The organism is Lysinibacillus sp. YS11 (assembly GCF_002896375.1).
Lineage (GTDB): Bacteria > Bacillota > Bacilli > Bacillales_A > Planococcaceae > Lysinibacillus > Lysinibacillus capsici.
Genome location: NZ_CP026007.1, coordinates 2,509,842 through 2,525,015, shown reverse-complemented (window position 1 = coordinate 2,525,015; position 15,174 = coordinate 2,509,842). Strand labels below are relative to the sequence as shown.

General features: G+C 37.3%; 17 protein-coding genes. 10 read left to right on the top strand and 7 right to left on the bottom strand.

Annotated elements, in window-relative coordinates; all coding sequences use genetic code 11:
• Positions 1 to 42: 42 nt before the first annotated feature.
• Complete coding sequence (locus tag LBYS11_RS12535; protein ID WP_048392599.1) at positions 43 to 573, top strand: dihydrofolate reductase family protein; 531 nt, start codon at positions 43 to 45, stop codon at positions 571 to 573.
• A gap of 14 nt (positions 574 to 587) precedes the next feature.
• On the opposite strand, the gene LBYS11_RS12530 is transcribed toward LBYS11_RS12535, so the two are convergent.
• Positions 588 to 1,595 (bottom strand): serine hydrolase domain-containing protein, encoded by a 1,008-nt coding sequence (locus LBYS11_RS12530; protein ID WP_103118253.1) that lies wholly within the window; start codon positions 1,593 to 1,595, stop codon positions 588 to 590.
• Between the two features lie 140 nt (positions 1,596 to 1,735).
• On the opposite strand from LBYS11_RS12530, the gene LBYS11_RS12525 reads away from it, so the two are divergent.
• Positions 1,736 to 2,257 (top strand): AAA family ATPase, encoded by a 522-nt coding sequence (locus LBYS11_RS12525; protein ID WP_048392603.1) that lies wholly within the window; start codon positions 1,736 to 1,738, stop codon positions 2,255 to 2,257.
• A 31-nt stretch (positions 2,258 to 2,288) separates the two neighbouring features.
• On the opposite strand, the gene LBYS11_RS12520 is transcribed toward LBYS11_RS12525, so the two are convergent.
• On the bottom strand, positions 2,289 to 3,110 hold the full coding sequence (locus tag LBYS11_RS12520; protein ID WP_004225181.1) for a non-homologous end joining protein Ku: 822 nt from the start codon (positions 3,108 to 3,110) through the stop codon (positions 2,289 to 2,291).
• A gap of 106 nt (positions 3,111 to 3,216) precedes the next feature.
• On the opposite strand from LBYS11_RS12520, the gene LBYS11_RS12515 reads away from it, so the two are divergent.
• Complete coding sequence (locus LBYS11_RS12515; protein WP_103118252.1) at positions 3,217 to 5,034, top strand: DNA ligase D; 1,818 nt, start codon at positions 3,217 to 3,219, stop codon at positions 5,032 to 5,034.
• Between the two features lie 193 nt (positions 5,035 to 5,227).
• Here LBYS11_RS12515 and LBYS11_RS12510 read toward each other — a convergent pair whose 3' ends face one another.
• On the bottom strand, positions 5,228 to 6,190 hold the full coding sequence (locus LBYS11_RS12510; RefSeq protein WP_103118251.1) for an MBL fold metallo-hydrolase: 963 nt from the start codon (positions 6,188 to 6,190) through the stop codon (positions 5,228 to 5,230).
• A gap of 138 nt (positions 6,191 to 6,328) precedes the next feature.
• Between LBYS11_RS12510 and LBYS11_RS12505 the strand changes: the two genes are divergently transcribed.
• From LBYS11_RS12505 to LBYS11_RS12480, 6 genes are all read left to right on the top strand, one after another.
• Positions 6,329 to 7,804 carry a methyl-accepting chemotaxis protein gene (locus LBYS11_RS12505; RefSeq protein ID WP_103118250.1) on the top strand — a complete coding sequence of 492 codons (1,476 nt, stop codon included), beginning with the start codon at positions 6,329 to 6,331 and terminating at the stop codon, positions 7,802 to 7,804.
• Positions 7,805 to 8,075: 271 nt separating this feature from the next.
• A complete protein-coding gene (locus LBYS11_RS12500; protein ID WP_103118249.1) occupies positions 8,076 to 8,549 on the top strand; it encodes a GNAT family N-acetyltransferase in 474 nt (157 codons plus the stop codon).
• 46 nt (positions 8,550 to 8,595) lie between these two features.
• Positions 8,596 to 9,252, top strand: a complete 657-nt coding sequence (locus tag LBYS11_RS12495) for a hypothetical protein (protein WP_103118248.1) — start codon at positions 8,596 to 8,598, stop codon at positions 9,250 to 9,252.
• Positions 9,253 to 9,460: 208 nt separating this feature from the next.
• The gene (locus LBYS11_RS12490) at positions 9,461 to 10,216 is read left to right on the top strand and encodes an SDR family oxidoreductase (RefSeq protein WP_103118247.1); all 756 of its coding nucleotides are present in this window, start codon (positions 9,461 to 9,463) and stop codon (positions 10,214 to 10,216) included.
• A 342-nt stretch (positions 10,217 to 10,558) separates the two neighbouring features.
• On the top strand, positions 10,559 to 11,443 hold the full coding sequence (locus LBYS11_RS12485) for a cation diffusion facilitator family transporter (protein WP_103118246.1): 885 nt from the start codon (positions 10,559 to 10,561) through the stop codon (positions 11,441 to 11,443).
• A 361-nt stretch (positions 11,444 to 11,804) separates the two neighbouring features.
• On the top strand, positions 11,805 to 12,005 hold the full coding sequence (locus tag LBYS11_RS12480; RefSeq protein ID WP_004225195.1) for a cold-shock protein: 201 nt from the start codon (positions 11,805 to 11,807) through the stop codon (positions 12,003 to 12,005).
• A gap of 208 nt (positions 12,006 to 12,213) precedes the next feature.
• On the opposite strand, the gene LBYS11_RS12475 is transcribed toward LBYS11_RS12480, so the two are convergent.
• From LBYS11_RS12475 to LBYS11_RS12460, 4 genes are all read right to left on the bottom strand, one after another.
• Positions 12,214 to 12,612, bottom strand: a complete 399-nt coding sequence (locus LBYS11_RS12475; RefSeq protein ID WP_103118245.1) for a hypothetical protein — start codon at positions 12,610 to 12,612, stop codon at positions 12,214 to 12,216.
• A 199-nt stretch (positions 12,613 to 12,811) separates the two neighbouring features.
• Entirely contained in the window at positions 12,812 to 12,928 is a 117-nt protein-coding gene (locus tag LBYS11_RS12470) for a YjcZ family sporulation protein (RefSeq protein ID WP_004225198.1), read from the bottom strand.
• 351 nt (positions 12,929 to 13,279) lie between these two features.
• Complete coding sequence (locus LBYS11_RS12465; protein ID WP_048392622.1) at positions 13,280 to 14,137, bottom strand: manganese catalase family protein; 858 nt, start codon at positions 14,135 to 14,137, stop codon at positions 13,280 to 13,282.
• A gap of 29 nt (positions 14,138 to 14,166) precedes the next feature.
• Positions 14,167 to 14,676, bottom strand: coding sequence for a DUF3231 family protein (locus LBYS11_RS12460; protein ID WP_103118244.1), 510 nt, complete (start codon positions 14,674 to 14,676; stop codon positions 14,167 to 14,169).
• Positions 14,677 to 14,948: 272 nt separating this feature from the next.
• Between LBYS11_RS12460 and LBYS11_RS23095 the strand changes: the two genes are divergently transcribed.
• Positions 14,949 to 15,086 (top strand): hypothetical protein, encoded by a 138-nt coding sequence (locus LBYS11_RS23095; protein WP_155483390.1) that lies wholly within the window; start codon positions 14,949 to 14,951, stop codon positions 15,084 to 15,086.
• The last annotated feature ends 88 nt before the right edge of the window (positions 15,087 to 15,174 follow it).

Below are 15,174 nucleotides of genomic sequence, written 5' to 3'. Positions count from 1 at the left end.
GAGATTGTACAAGAGATTTTCAAAAGAAGAGGAGCTGACGTAATGTCACGAGAAATACTGGTATTTATTGCAGGGAGTTTAGATGGATTTATTGCCAAGGAAAATGATGATCTACAGTGGCTAGAGGAAACAGAGGGAGAGGGTGATAATGGCTACGCTGATATGTATCAAACTATTGATACCGTCATTATGGGAAAACGAACATATGATTATATCCTAGAACATCTTAAACCGTTCCCTTATCCTGATAAAAAATGCTATGTGTTTTCAACAACTCAAACTGGAGAAAATGAGCATGTGACGTTTATCCAAGAGGATGTCATCACATTTACTCAACGTTTAAAAGAGCAAGAAGGCACAAAGATTTGGATGGTAGGGGGAGGGGACCTTCTAGATGCTTTTTTACAGGAGCGGCTAATTGACGAATGGATTATTACGATTACACCCCATTTACTAGGCTCAGGGATACCCTTGTTTAAATCTCCCCGTCCATTCGAAAACTTAAGGCTATTGGAAACAAAACGATATGGTCAAATGGTACAACTACATTATGAGGTAAGGAAAGAGGCTTGAATCAAGCCTCTTCTTTATTGGATAAAGGAACGATAGATTTCTCCTAAGAGACCTTGCATTTGATGTACGCCTGTATCGGTGTTAGTCATGGCAACAAAGCCTTTGCCTAGGTGGGGGTAGGCCACTAGCATACATTGATAGCCAACGCCCCAGCCAAGCGAGGATATTTCAAGCTGCTCACCAGCACCGTCAAGAAATACACCAAGGCCCATCCATTCTTTACAGCCCTGAGGACGAATTAGCTCATGGATTGAAGCTAAACCAAGTGTACCCTTTCCCTTTAAGGCCTGCATTACCTCTTGTAATAATTTTGCTAGATCTGACGGTGTTGTCCATAATCCACAAGCTGCATCATACGGGTAAATAGGGTATCTTTGTGCTGTTAGGGTGCCATCTTTCTGATGACCACTTGCTGTATTGGCAGTTGGGACTGCGGAAGAAAAAAAGCTATTTGTCATGGCTAGTGGTCGGAAAATCACGTCTGTCATGAGTGTTGAAAAACTTGAGCCTGTTGTATCCTCAATCAGCAATTGAACAATGCAAAAGCCAGCATCTGAATAGTGAAATTCTTGCTCAGCCTCAAAAGTACTATCGATTGGTATGGAACAATAAGGAGTTGTACCTTTTAATAAGTCGACCATCGAAGGCCTCTGCCATCGTGAATGTAAGGGAGAGAAGCTGCCTTTAGGGTCAATAATTCCGGCCTGATGACTTAACAAATGTCGTAATGTTACTTTTTTTCCCTGAGTGTAGCTATGATCTGGCATCTTCCAAGATGTGAGCTTTTGATTAATATCCTCATCTAAATCTACTATACCTTGCTCGACCAGCTTCATCACTAAAATGCTTGTAACTAGTTTACTAATTGAACAGGCATTGAAGATGGTTTCGGTATTGATTCTGTTAGTTTTCCCGACCTCTAATAGACCAAAGCACTCTGCCTTCTGAAGCTCACCATCCTTTATATAGGCAATGCTGAGGCCAGCTATTTGTTGTTGCGACATTTGCTCATGTATTGTCATGAATAAAGATCTCCTAGTTTTTCCTTTATTATACCATAATTAGGAACGAATGTTCTTGGAAAACTATCGTTATGTCAGCTGAAATCTATTGTATAATAAAGGAATTATTTCTACAAAGGTACATACAATGGAGGGGTTTTGTGACAAAAGCGTTTCCACAAAAAATACATATCATTGGGTCCGTTGGCAGTGGGAAAACAACATTGGCGAGGAAGTTATCTAAAACCTTGCAGATTCCTTATTATGAGCTTGATAATGTGGCATGGATGCGAAAGGAATCAGGGGATATTCTAAGAACAGATGAAGAAAAAAAGGAGCACTTACAAACCATTCTCCAAACGAACAGTTGGATTATAGAGGGGATCCATCAGGAGAAGTGGGTTGTTGATAGCTTCCAGCAAGCTGATTGCATTATCTTTCTCGATACGCCTTATAAAATTCGAGTCTTTCGTATAATAAAAAGATTTATAAAACAAAAAATGGGCTTCGAAAAAGCTCACTATCAACCTACTTTTTCGATCTTTTTTAAAATGTTTCGTTGGAATAAACGCTTTGAAAGGGTAGGAAAGCCTAAATTCTTTAAACAGCAACATGCTGTATTGGCTAAACTTTTAATGATTCAGCGCAAAAAGGATTTAGATTCCTATTTTCGACAATTCTAAAGCGTATCCCGATGTCAGGATACGCTTGTTCTTAAGCATTTTTCTTTGTACGTGTAGTCCGTTTTCTTGTAGCGGGCTTTTTTGTTTTTTCTAAAGAGGCCTGTAGAGCTGTCATTAAATCCGTGACATTTTCAGGAATTGGACGTTGTTTATCGCTTGTAGATATCGTATTTGTAGCTTTCTTTTCTTCAATTAGTTCTAATAAAGCATTGCGGTAATCATCTGTATATTTTTCAGGGTTGAATGTAGTTGTTAGTTGTTCCACTAACATGAGGGCTGTATCGAGCTCCTTTTGTACTACATCCTGTTCACTTGGAATATTAGGGACATCGCCAATGCTTCTTACCTCATCTGGATAGTGAATTGTTTCCATCACAAGGGCATTTTGATAAACACGCACAATGGCAAGCTGCTCTTTAGAGCGGATAACGATTTTGGCAATGCCAATTTTCCCTGATTGTTCTAATGTTTTTCGTAACAATGAATAGGCTTTGGCTCCCGTCGAATCGGGTGATAAAAAATAGGTGCGTTCAAAATAGATGGGATCGATTTCAGTTAATTGCACAAAATCAATAATTTCCACAGCCTTATCTTCATTTTCCTTACGCAAGTTTTCTAAATCCTCTTGATCCAACACAACAAATTTATTTTTGGCATATTCATAAGCCTTCACGATATCCTCATCTGTTACCTCTTGGTTACAGCCCTCACAAACCTTTTTATAGCTAATCGGCGTATGGCAGTCTTTGTGAAGCTGACGCAATTTGACATCTTTATTTTCAGTTGCAGCATGTAGTTTCACAGGAATATTAACAAGTCCAAAGGAAATACTGCCTTTCCACACTGTATGCATTGTTGTCACCTCGTTTTTCTTACTATGATGTATTTTGAGGTTTTTTATGTATCTTAAAATGAAATCTTCAAACACTGAATATAAAAAGCAAAGTAGGTATAGCGGAATGAAACCAATGCTTTTATCCGAAACAAACGATATTCCTAGTGGAGATGAATGGCTATTTGAAACAAAATATGATGGTTTTCGCTGCTTATTAGTTTGGGATGAGGAGCCGAAGCTCATTAGCAGAAATGGACGACATTTAAATCACTTGTTTCCCGAAATTTTAGCTTTTTGTCAGCAAATATATACATCCATCCAAACCTTTTTACCCCTAACCTTGGATGGGGAGTTAGTTTATTTACGCAATCATTATAAAAGTGATTTTGCCGTTGTTCAGAAGAGGGGGAGAATGCAAAATCAAGACGTGATTCAGGAACATGCTCATTCATGTCCTTTTCACTATCTAGCATTTGATGTTTTAACCCTTAAAGGAGAATCTCTCCAAAACCACTATTTAAAAACGCGTAAGGAGCAATTGGTCAAGCTTGCTACGAAGTTCAAATGGCCAAGCGTAAACTATGAGAATCCAACGCCTATCCAAGTCATACATGGTAGTGAGGAGCATGAGAGCTTATGGCAGTCCATCAAGCTTTACAATGGGGAAGGCATTGTAGCTAAGAAGAAAACAAGTAAATGGCTTGAAAACATACGATCAAATCATTGGTTAAAGATAAAAAATTGGCGTTATGTCACAGTCATTGTCACACAATATGACCATAGCAATAGTTATTTTCATGGTGCAGTTTTTGAGGACAATGAATTACGAGAAGTCGTTACGTTTAAGCATGGTATGACAGAAGAAGAGCATCAAACACTTGTCAAATTCTTTCAGACTAATGGACTGCGTAAAAAGGAGCTATGGGCACTTGAGCCTTCGATTTGTGTTGATATTGCCTGTATTGATTTTGATGGTAGTAAGCTTCGGGAACCTAGATTTCATGCCTTTCGATTAGAGATATCACCTGAGGAATGTCATTGGCTGCACATGCAACGTCAACTGTATCCTATCCCTGATTCAGTTGCTATCACACATCCAGACAAGCCTGTATGGCCGAATATGGGTATTACAAAGGATCAATACTTGTTCTATTTGCAAAATATTTCGCCCTATTTAATGCCTTTTCTAAAGGATCGCCCTCTAACGCTAATACGCTATCCACATGGTGTTCCAGGCGAAAGTTTTTATCAAAAAAGTAAACCAGAAAAAATGCCTAATTTTGTGGCAACAGCTGTGATGGATGATATTGATTATATCGTGTGTAATAACTTGGAAACGTTATTGTGGCTTGGAAATCAGCTGGCATTAGAGTTCCACATTCCATTTCAAACACATCATTCTTCGTACCCGACAGAAATCGTTTTCGACTTAGATCCTCCCTCAGTACAAGATTTTTCATTAGCCGTTTCAGGAGCACTTGATTTAAAGAACATTATTGATTATTTTCAGCTCCAATCCTTTGTCAAAACATCAGGTGGAAAAGGTTTACAGCTGTATATTCCTTTACCCGCAAATACATTTACTTATGAAGAGGTACGTATATTTACAGAGTTTGTTTGTCGCTTTTTATGTGAGCAAAAGCCAAATTTATATACAATTGAGCGTTTAAAAAAGAATCGTCATGAAAAATTATATTTAGATTATGTACAACATGCAGAGGGCAAGACTATCATTGCCCCGTATTCCACTCGTGGCAATGAAATGGGTTTAGTAGCAACACCGCTTCTATGGGAGGAGGTCAATGAAAACCTAACGCCAACACTTTTTACGATTCCCTTTGTCATGGAGCGCATGAAAAAAATGAGCAATCCCTTTCAATTATTTCGTGAAGTAGGGGAGCAACAAAATTTTCAAGCAGTTCTAGATCAATTAAAGGCATGAGGACACTTATGGAGATAGGGAAAGCATGGACAGGCATAAGCGCAGTGCGATGTAAAGCGAGCGGTTCACCTGAAAAAAGAGCGCCTTCCGATGTAAAAGGGCAGGTTTTACAAAAAGCTTGCATTGACCAGTACTATAAGCGCTTCTAAAAAAGAGGTGTCCCCAATGTCATTGGGAACACCTCTTATTGCCGTTAAAGTGGAATCTGCGCATTTGCTTTTTCGAGATAATCCAGTATGCCCATTGCGGACACGATGGTATCGAATGGGATGGTTTGATAGACAGGATGATCGGACGGAATGTCGTTTTCCTGTAGATAGTTAAATAAAAGTTCCTTTAAGCGAGCATCTAAGTAGTGAACTTGTTCTTGGAACTGGCTGGATGCTGCTTGCGCTTTTCTACCTTCTTCTAAAAAGAGTGGTGTCCAATAGCGCACCTGACGGTAGGCTTCAGCTGGATTTTTATAAGCCCCATAGTGACCGAAGTACAATTCACTTGCTTGTAGCTTTTCGTACAATTTTAAGGATTGTTCCATTGTTTCAGGGTTGTATTGATTTGGAGAGGTGGACGGAATGATTAAATCAATTGCTTCCTCATCCATTTCGGGATAGCGAACACCTGTTGTATCTCCTACAAACAAGCCATTTGTTGCGGAATAAAGCATTGAAACATGATGCTTAGCATGCCCCTCAGTATGATAAAACGTTAAATGATGTTGACCTAATTGTAAACGCTGTTCGTGAAGAACTTCAATAATTCTTGTAGCGTCAATGGGTACAATTGGATCAAAAAGGCGGTCAAATTCAGCGCCATAAACCCCTTTAGCACTGCGGATAAGACGACTGGGATCAATCATGTGGGCTGCGCCTCGTGGATGAACCACTAATTTAGCATTGGGACAGCTTTGCAAAAATAACCCTGCTCCGCCTGCATGGTCTAAATGAATATGTGTCACGATGACATAGTCTATATCCTCTACGGCAATATTTAATTTCTGTAACCCTTCCATAATATAAGGTACGGATGGACTGGCCGAAGTTTCGATAAGAGCAATCTTTTCATCGATTAATAGATAGGAGCTTGTTCGCTGCTCTCGACCTAAATCATGTGTATCGATACAGTAGAAATTTGGTGCGATTTGTTGGACGCTAGTCAATTCAATTTCCCCCTTTTATTTCAAAAATAAGCTAATTCTGCTTATAAATGCAATATTTAGCTACAAAAAGTAGTTGTTATACTATATAATAATAGAAAATTAAACTGAATGTCTATTCATTTTTTTAGGGGGATAGTAATGGAGCATAAAATTCGTTATGATACACGGAAAGTTCATCGTGTAAATTTGGCTATTATCTCAATTTTGGCCATTTTAATATGTGGACCAATGATTCTATCAAAGGGCTTGCATTTTTTATTTATTGGGCTAGCTGTCATTGCCTTGGCAGTATGTAATTATTTTTTACCTATTAAAACGTATGTCAAAGGCTTTATTTTTGGCCTCATTCCATCAAGTGTTGTGTTTACCCTATTTTTGCTTGATAGCTTTTCATTAAATAAACATTATATTTTACTGTGCACAGTGGCCATCATTGCTCTGTATTTTAAAAAAGAATTGATTGTCTTCTTTGGAATTCTAACAAATCTTAGTTTTTTCATTTTATATCTGGTCAACTCGTCATCATTGTTAGGGCCATTCGATGACACCATTGTCTTTGTGACACTTTTGGCGATTATGAATGGGGTCATTATTGCCTTTTATTTGCTGGCAAAATGGGGGAATGAACTGATTCAACATGCAGAAATTCAGCAAAATGAAGTACAAGCATCCTTCAATCAATTACAAAATACGTTTCAGGAAATTGAAAAGAGCAGTCAGGCATTAGACATGCATGTCACGCAATTCCAACAAACCATGCAGAGGATCTCTGGCTCTAGTAAGCAAATTTTAGTAGCGACAGAGGATATATCTGCAAGTATTCAGCAGGAGGTATCTAGTTTACAAATGATTAATGGCACTATGGGCGACTCGGTTCATTTTGTCAATAAAACTTTGACGATCTCAAAGGATACGGTCGCTAAATCTACTGAGCTACAACAAGAAGTATTAGCGGGATGGGATAAAATGCAGGATGCAATGACTCAAATGAGCGTTATGAGTCATGCAATGGCCTCAACTGCGGAAACTGTCAACGAGCTACAACATAGCCTACAAACAGTGGATAGTCTTTTAAAGGGGATTACCCATATTGCAGAACAGACTAATTTATTGGCATTAAATGCTGCGATAGAAGCGGCTAGAGCGGGGGAGCATGGTAAAGGATTTGCGATTGTTGCAGATGAAGTACGTAAGCTAGCAGAGGAAAGCGCTGCAATTACTGTCAGCATTACCAATGTGACGAAAACCTTGTTTGAAAAATCAACAGAGGCTCATCAACGCTCTGATGACGGTGAAAAGGCGCTACAGTATGGAGAACAGCTTTTACAGGATGTCAGTCATTTCTTTAATAGTTTAAAGGATTCTTTTACGGAAACGAATACAGATTTAACAAGAGGGATGCATGAATTAAGCAGTGCCATCTCACAATTCGGGGTAATCCAAATGCAAATTGAAAAACTGAATCACATGACCGAGCAAAATGCGGCTTCTACTGGTGCTATTCTACATTCAGTGGAGGACGAAAATCAGCTTCTAGTAAGCATGACAGATACGACAAATCATATTCAGGCTTTAAGTAACACGTTAAAGGCATTAGTGATGGCAAAGGTATAATAGAACCATTGATATTGAAATAAATGGTAGGGTAAAATAAGAGTAGGATTAACCTTCCTAGATGGAGGGTATAGAGATAGTATTCATCTACATTGTTTTATCCATATCTGGTTGTGGTGATTGTTTTTGAGTTTGTATGAGCCTCAGCACAATAACTTAAATATGCATTTGTAGTGGGGTATGCTATGGTGATTGTCACCATTTATATATTAGCTGTAGATACATTCAGGCCATAAATCAGTTGTATGACTTGAAAAGGAGGACGGATTCCATGAACATTCGTAGTGTACAGAGTTCAGATTACTATACTTTATCTCCATTGATTAATGAGTGGTGGGGTGGTAGGAATATGTCAGACAAGCTGCCTAAATTATTTTTTGATCACTTTACAAATACAAGCCTTATTATGGAGAAGGATGGCGAAATTATTGGCTTCCTCATTGGCTTTTTATCGCAGTCCAAAACAAATGAAGCGTTCATCCATTTTGTTGGGGTCCATCCTGATTACAGAAAACAGAATATTGCAAAAAGATTATATGATGTATTCTTTCATGTGGTGAAGCAATACCATCGAAATATTGTGAAATGTGTCACGTCGCCTATTAATGAAGTATCCATCGCCTTCCATACGAATCTGGGTTTTAGAATGGAAAAAGGTGACAAAGTGTTAGATAATATGTCCATTCATAGTAATTATGGTGGTGAAAATCAAGATCGTGTGTTGTTTTATAAAATTCTACCGTAATTTACTTTCGATAGTTGGCATATAGTCCCGAATAAGGGGGCTATACATGTTTATTAAAAGGTTATTTACGTTATGGTTTCTACTTTTAAGCATTGTTTGTGGTGCATTTTTCTTTTTGGCAAATGCACCTATTCAATATGCTGAAAAAACCAATGTTTCTATGTCACAGCCTAGTAATGATGAATTATTGCGTTATATTCAGCAATATCAATTTTTAATTAGTGAGATTTCCTATACATTGCGCAAAGAATCCTATAGCTTTCTATTAGATTATGGAATTTTACCTAATGGAAAAATAGAGCTCCTTGTGTCATTACCCGACAAGGTCGATCACAAGACAAAGCAACATATAGAAGAAACAATGCTGGACGTTATCAAAGCTAATGAATTAAACCCCATCTCTTTTCAAATAACGTTAAAGCAACTCTATGAGCCAGTAGAAGCGATCTCAACTCGGCTAAGTTATAATGATGTCATGGCCAATCTATTTGAGGCGATGTTTGCAGAAAATTTTGGCACTTTCAGCATTGACCATAGTATGACGTCTGAGGAAATTCAAGTAAGAATTAATTTAACACAAGAGAAAAATCACAAGGCTAAAAAGAAGGCTCAACAGTTAGCGGAAGATACGATAAAGCAGCATCAATTTGATGTAGAGACCTTTTCTATTGATGTTCAAAATACGATGAAAACTTTAGATTAAAAAATAATTCAGATTAGATGAAGAGGGGAATACATACTCTACATGTGACAAACTCTGTATCTTTTTCTTTTATAGGTGTGTGTCAAGGTATGATGGTCATTTTCAAAGAAGTGCAGTGTAAGGGTTTTGATTTCTAAAAACGGAGCGGACCATTATGGTGATGCTCTTTTTTTATTAATAATCTCAATAACCATGGGGGTAAAAAGAAATGAATAAAACACAACATAAAATAGCAATCATTACGGGTGCAAGCCACCCTCAAGATATTGGAACAGCTATTTGTAGAAGATTGGCTACGGATGGTGTCAATGTTTTTTTCACACACTGGCATGCTAATCGTAAGTGGATAGGAGAATTCAAACAGGAAATTTTGAGTAAGGGTGTTTCATGTGAAGAATTGTCGATTGATTTATCAGATTCCCAAGCTCCAAAAACGATACTCCAAACGGTTTTCGAAAAAATGGGTGTACCTTCCATTTTAGTGAATAATGCTGCCCATTCAGCACAAGATGGTTATCTAGCATTAGATGCTCAAACATTAGACGAGCATTACGCGGTGAATATAAGGTCAACCCTACTACTTTGTGTGGAATTTGCACGTCTTTTTGAAAAAGCTAATTTAAACTCAGGGAGAATTATTAATATGACTTCTGGTCAAGATTTAGGTCCTATGATGGGAGAGCTAGCCTATGTGGCAACGAAAGGGGCAATTTCAGCCTTTACTAGATCATTAGCACAGGAGCTAGCACCGCTGGGCATTACCGTCAATGCTGTCAATCCAGGGCCAACAGATTCTACATGGATGAATGATGAGATTAGAAGTTATCTGTTACCCAAATTTCCAATGGGGCGGATTGGGACACCAGTGGATGTGGCCAAGGTGATTAGCTTTCTTGCTAGCGAGGAGGCTACATGGATAACTGGTCAAATAATCCACTCAGAGGGCGGATTTTTAAGAGGATAATTGATTAAAAGCCTTGCTTCAGTTGTGGCAAGGCTTTTCTACGTGCTTATAAGTACGTAAAAAGGGTCACTCCCGAAATTGGAAATGACCAAGGTTTGTTAGGTGTGTTCGTTGGAGGAAAAAATCTTAAAGAACAGATACACTACTATTTTATTCGGTTAGTATAATAATTTCTAGGCTTTAAACCAGTGACAGCGTATCTTCCTAAGGGCTTTATTTTTTCCCCACATCAACACTTTTATAGTCCTCCTACTTATGTATAGCAAGGCAAAAAGGTTGCTGTAGACCCACTCGATGTTGGGTTGTTATGATGATGATGTACGTAAGTGGGAGGTAAGTGAATTGGAAGCAGAAAGATATAATAATCTTAAATTAGGTGAACGTGGTGCCATTATCAGTATTATTGCATATATAATTTTATCCATCATAAAAGTTGGCATTGGTTACTTGAGTGGTTCAGAAGCTTTAAAAGCTGATGGTTTGAATAATACGACAGATATTATTGCCTCTATTGCAGTACTTATTGGGCTAAAGCTTTCACAAAAACCAGCAGATCATGATCATCGCTATGGTCATTGGAAAAGTGAAACCATTGCATCAATGGTCGCTTCATTTATTATGATGGCCGTTGGTATTCAAGTATTGGTCGGTGGTTTTTCTTCCATTTTTCAAGGTGGAAAAGAATCGCCGGATATGGTCGCAGCCTATGTAGGGATAGGATCAGCATTGGTGATGTATTTAGTCTATCGTTACAACAAACAATTGGCTAAAAAAATCAATAGTAAAGCCGTTATGGCTGCAGCTAAAGATAATTTGTCAGACGCTTGGGTAAGTATTGGAACCGCTGTAGGAATTTTAGGGTCACAACTACATATGCCTTGGTTAGATACGGGTACTGCCATTGTCGTAGGTTTCATCATTTGTAAAACAGCTTGGGAGATTTTCAAGGAAGCCTCTCATGAACTATCGGATGGATTTGATGAGAAAATTCTTCAAACATACAAAGAGATTATTTTAAAAATAGATGGTGTTAAAGGATTGAAAGAAATCAGAGGAAGAAATTATGGGAATAATGAGGTAATTGATGTCGTTATACTTGTAGATGCAAAGTTAGATATCACGAAAGCGCATGATGTTGCTTCGGTTGTTGAAAAAAATATGGTGGAAGAGCAAGGGGTTTATGAAGTGCATGTCCATGTAGAGCCTAAGGATGCAAAGGGCAAATAAGTCCTAAAATGTAATATTCAGCTTCAAAAAATATACGGATTAATGAGGTAGGGAATGTCGCTATTGAAATACAAAAACAATTGCCTCTAGCTACTTAATGGCGGTGAAATAACTAATTTTAACCTTTAAAAATGCTGGTACGTGCAGGTTTTAGCCTTCATTGATAAAAAAATTCACTTTACACTGGACTAATACGATTTTTTATCATATACTGTATGTAATAGAATCTTTCTTAAAGAAATAATAAATTCACATATTACAAAGAGTAATCGTGTTTTGTTAGTTACTTTTTGTAATATGTGAATTTTTTTCTTTGGAAGTAGTATGATTTTATTTAATAACATTATTGGAGGTCATTTAAATGACACAAGGTACAGTAAAATGGTTTAACGCAGAAAAAGGTTTTGGTTTCATCGAAGTAGAAGGCGGACAAGACGTATTCGCTCACTTCTCAGCTATCCAAGGTGAAGGTTTCAAATCACTTGAAGAAGGTCAAAAAGTTGAATTCACAGTTGAAGAAGGTCAACGTGGACCACAAGCTGCTAACATCGTTAAACTTTAATTTTTAAATGAAGAAAAACATTCTTAAATAGAGTGGTTTCAGTAGACAAAGTCGATTTTTTCGACTTTGTCTTTATTTTTTTTCATTACATTTCAAATCGGGAAATACATTTGTTACTTGCCTATTCTCGATGAAAGAAGTGAGGATATGAGGTTTTACCAAGAAGAATGTAAAAGCAACACGAGGGAGTTTGTTCAGTATGATCTGTTTACAAATCAAAACTACCTAAAATCATAAAATCTACAATCACGCCACTTACTGGATTTTCCGATCCTAATACATTAATTCCTAATACTGTCACACCACTAATATTTGTAATATTAGCAGAGACATATTTCCCACTAATATTCTTCTCTCTCATTTGAACTCTCGGTCTTAAGTTTATCGTTGGATTTGTCGAGTATACACTTGCAACTGCATAGTCAATAGTAGTTAAAAGAGCATTGCCATTCGCTAATGCATTGTCTGTAAAATATAATGTGGCTATTCCATTTGCATCAGAGGTAGCTTGTCCATAAACGATGCGCTTTACTTTTTTTGGATTTGCATCTCCTGCTTTAAACACCTGCATGACAGTTGGGGCAAGTGTAATAAAATCAATGCTCATAGGCATTCTCCTTTGTTATTTTTAGCCCAAATTATGCTTGATATATTCTATGAACTGTTTGTTAGATTAGTACACTAAGCAACAAACTTCCTACATACATTCTTATATGCAACAAAGTAAGTAGTAAAAAAGGGTCACCAGGGTGTAAGACGACCCTTTGATCATAGCATGAATATTTGAGGATAATAGAAGGTAATTATTAATGATATAAGAAAGTAGCACCAGCAATAATTAAAAGAATAAAGAGGACAACAATTAGAGCGAATGATAAATTATCATGCTTGCCATAGTTTGAACCGTAAACTTCATATCCCATATGAAAGTCCCTCCTTTCGAAAATCTAGAATATGTAAAGTATAGAAAGCTTCAGGCAAAATAATCTCCTTTAAAACGAAGTTTATATAAATATTTAAGGGTCACTCGGCTGAAAGTGACCCTAAGTAACAATTCGGGAGGTACATGTTAAACTAGATTAGCTTAACACTACTATTTATATGAAAAGTTAACTCATTGTGCATAGTTTATTGCCTTTAAAATAAAAATAAGACTATGACGGTCAACCAACGTCACAGTCTATGCGATACACTTATTAATAGTTTGTGTAAATACAGTCTATTTTTACATTCAAAAAGCCGCAGCGTCGACAAACGCTACAGCTAAAAGTATTTTAGTTATTCATATCCTTCAGGCCAGGACTGTGTTCATTTGGCATCTCTGGCATAACAGGTACTGGGAATCCTTCTGGTGGAGGGGTCACATTTAATTCTCCACCATTTCTACTTGGAGTTTGTCCTTGAAAGATTTCCCCGATACGAGTTGGATCTAATCTAAAGTTAAATTGAGCATTGTGATAACCCATTTCAACAAACTTTCTACACTCTGGGTATTTGTTGATATCGTAGTTCGGTACAGGGAATAATTTTCCCCAATCTACCCCTAAAGTTTCTAATGCTTTGGCAAATGCATTTTGATGAGCATTGTCACGAACAATTAGAAAAGCAAGTGTTTCTCTAAATGTCTGATTAGAGCTCATCTCATATATACGTGTCTTTTGAAGTACACCCGTTGACTCCAATACTAAATTATCCAATAAATCTGCAATAAGGTTTCCATGTGCATAAACCCACGAACCATTCCAGGGATTACCTGCTGCATCTACAGGCAAAGATGATTGTGCACCCACAATATAATGGTGTGGATTGGCATGTTTAACTGCCTCATCTAAAGGTGCTTGGTCCATGCCGTTATTTCCAGGAGCAGAGGATTCCCCAGAATCATTTAGTAATTGGTTGATTGTATTTTGTACAAGTTCAACGTGTGCAATTTCTTCTAAGAAAACACCCCGTAATAAATCACGATATTGGGTTTCTTTGCCTCTAAAATTAGAGCTTTGAAAAAAGTACTGCATCATGGTTCTCATTTCACCATAATGACCACCAAGTATTTCTTGCATTACTCGTGCTGCTTGAGGATCTGGTTTGTCAGGTTTAATAATGTTTATCAATTCTTCTTTATAATAATACATTTACTTTCCTCAATTCAGGGGAATAGTCTTTATTTTTCAGGATAATTAACATGTAATGGTGGTGGTACAAGCCAGCCTTTATTTTTGTTTAAACGTAAAAGTTTTGCGCCAAGCTGAGCTTTAGCCATATGGAATTGCCCAAACATTAATGCGACATCTTCACGAGTAGAAGTGCCCATTGCCTGACTACATGCAACTAATCCAGCTGCAACGTCAGCAGTAAGGGCAGCGCTTATTTCTGGATCATTAAACTTTGCACCTGGAGGAATATCTTCAAGTCTTGCTACAGGTCTCTCAGGTGATGCAGGAGGTAGTGCGATCCCGTTTGTTTTTAGAATTTTTTCTAATTGCTTTACTTCTTCCCTGCATGTTTCGATGATATCTTCAATAATTTTTTTAAGATCTTCATCACCAGCATGATTATAAAACGTTTGATAGCCAGAAATCATGCCATAGTCTGCAATTAAACCCGACCAAACACTAAATACCTCACCATAATGCAACGGTTCATCTTTTGGATTTCCACCAAGAATACCCATCTGTACACATCCTTTTCTTATTATTCGCCATTAAAGCCATGTTAGTATGGCTGAAAAAATAAGTAAAATTCACTTTTAATAAAATTTTTAATGTAAAAATTAAAAGAAGCCACAGAGAAAGAAATCTCTGCAGCTCTTTAAGTAGTGAAACACTACGCACTTATAGAATGGGTGTTTTCTGTTTAGTTATACGTTTAATGTAGCTTTGAAAAAGTGAAAAGTATAGATTTTCTTAAGGAAGGCCACTTTAAAGCATATTGGAGGTGAGTGTTTTGACAAAAGAAAAGCAAAAGAATGAAGTAGAGCAAGAAGAAATAGCAATGGAATTTAATCCTGAAGAATTAGAAGCAGTAAAAGAGGAACAAGAGCAACAGAAAGAACAGCCCTTCAATAAAAAAGAAAAGAAGTAAGAAGGTAAGTATGCCATCATTAATGGTTGTGGCATTTCCATATAGTTTATGCTTGAACCTCCAATGACTTAATTGAAAGAAGATGATT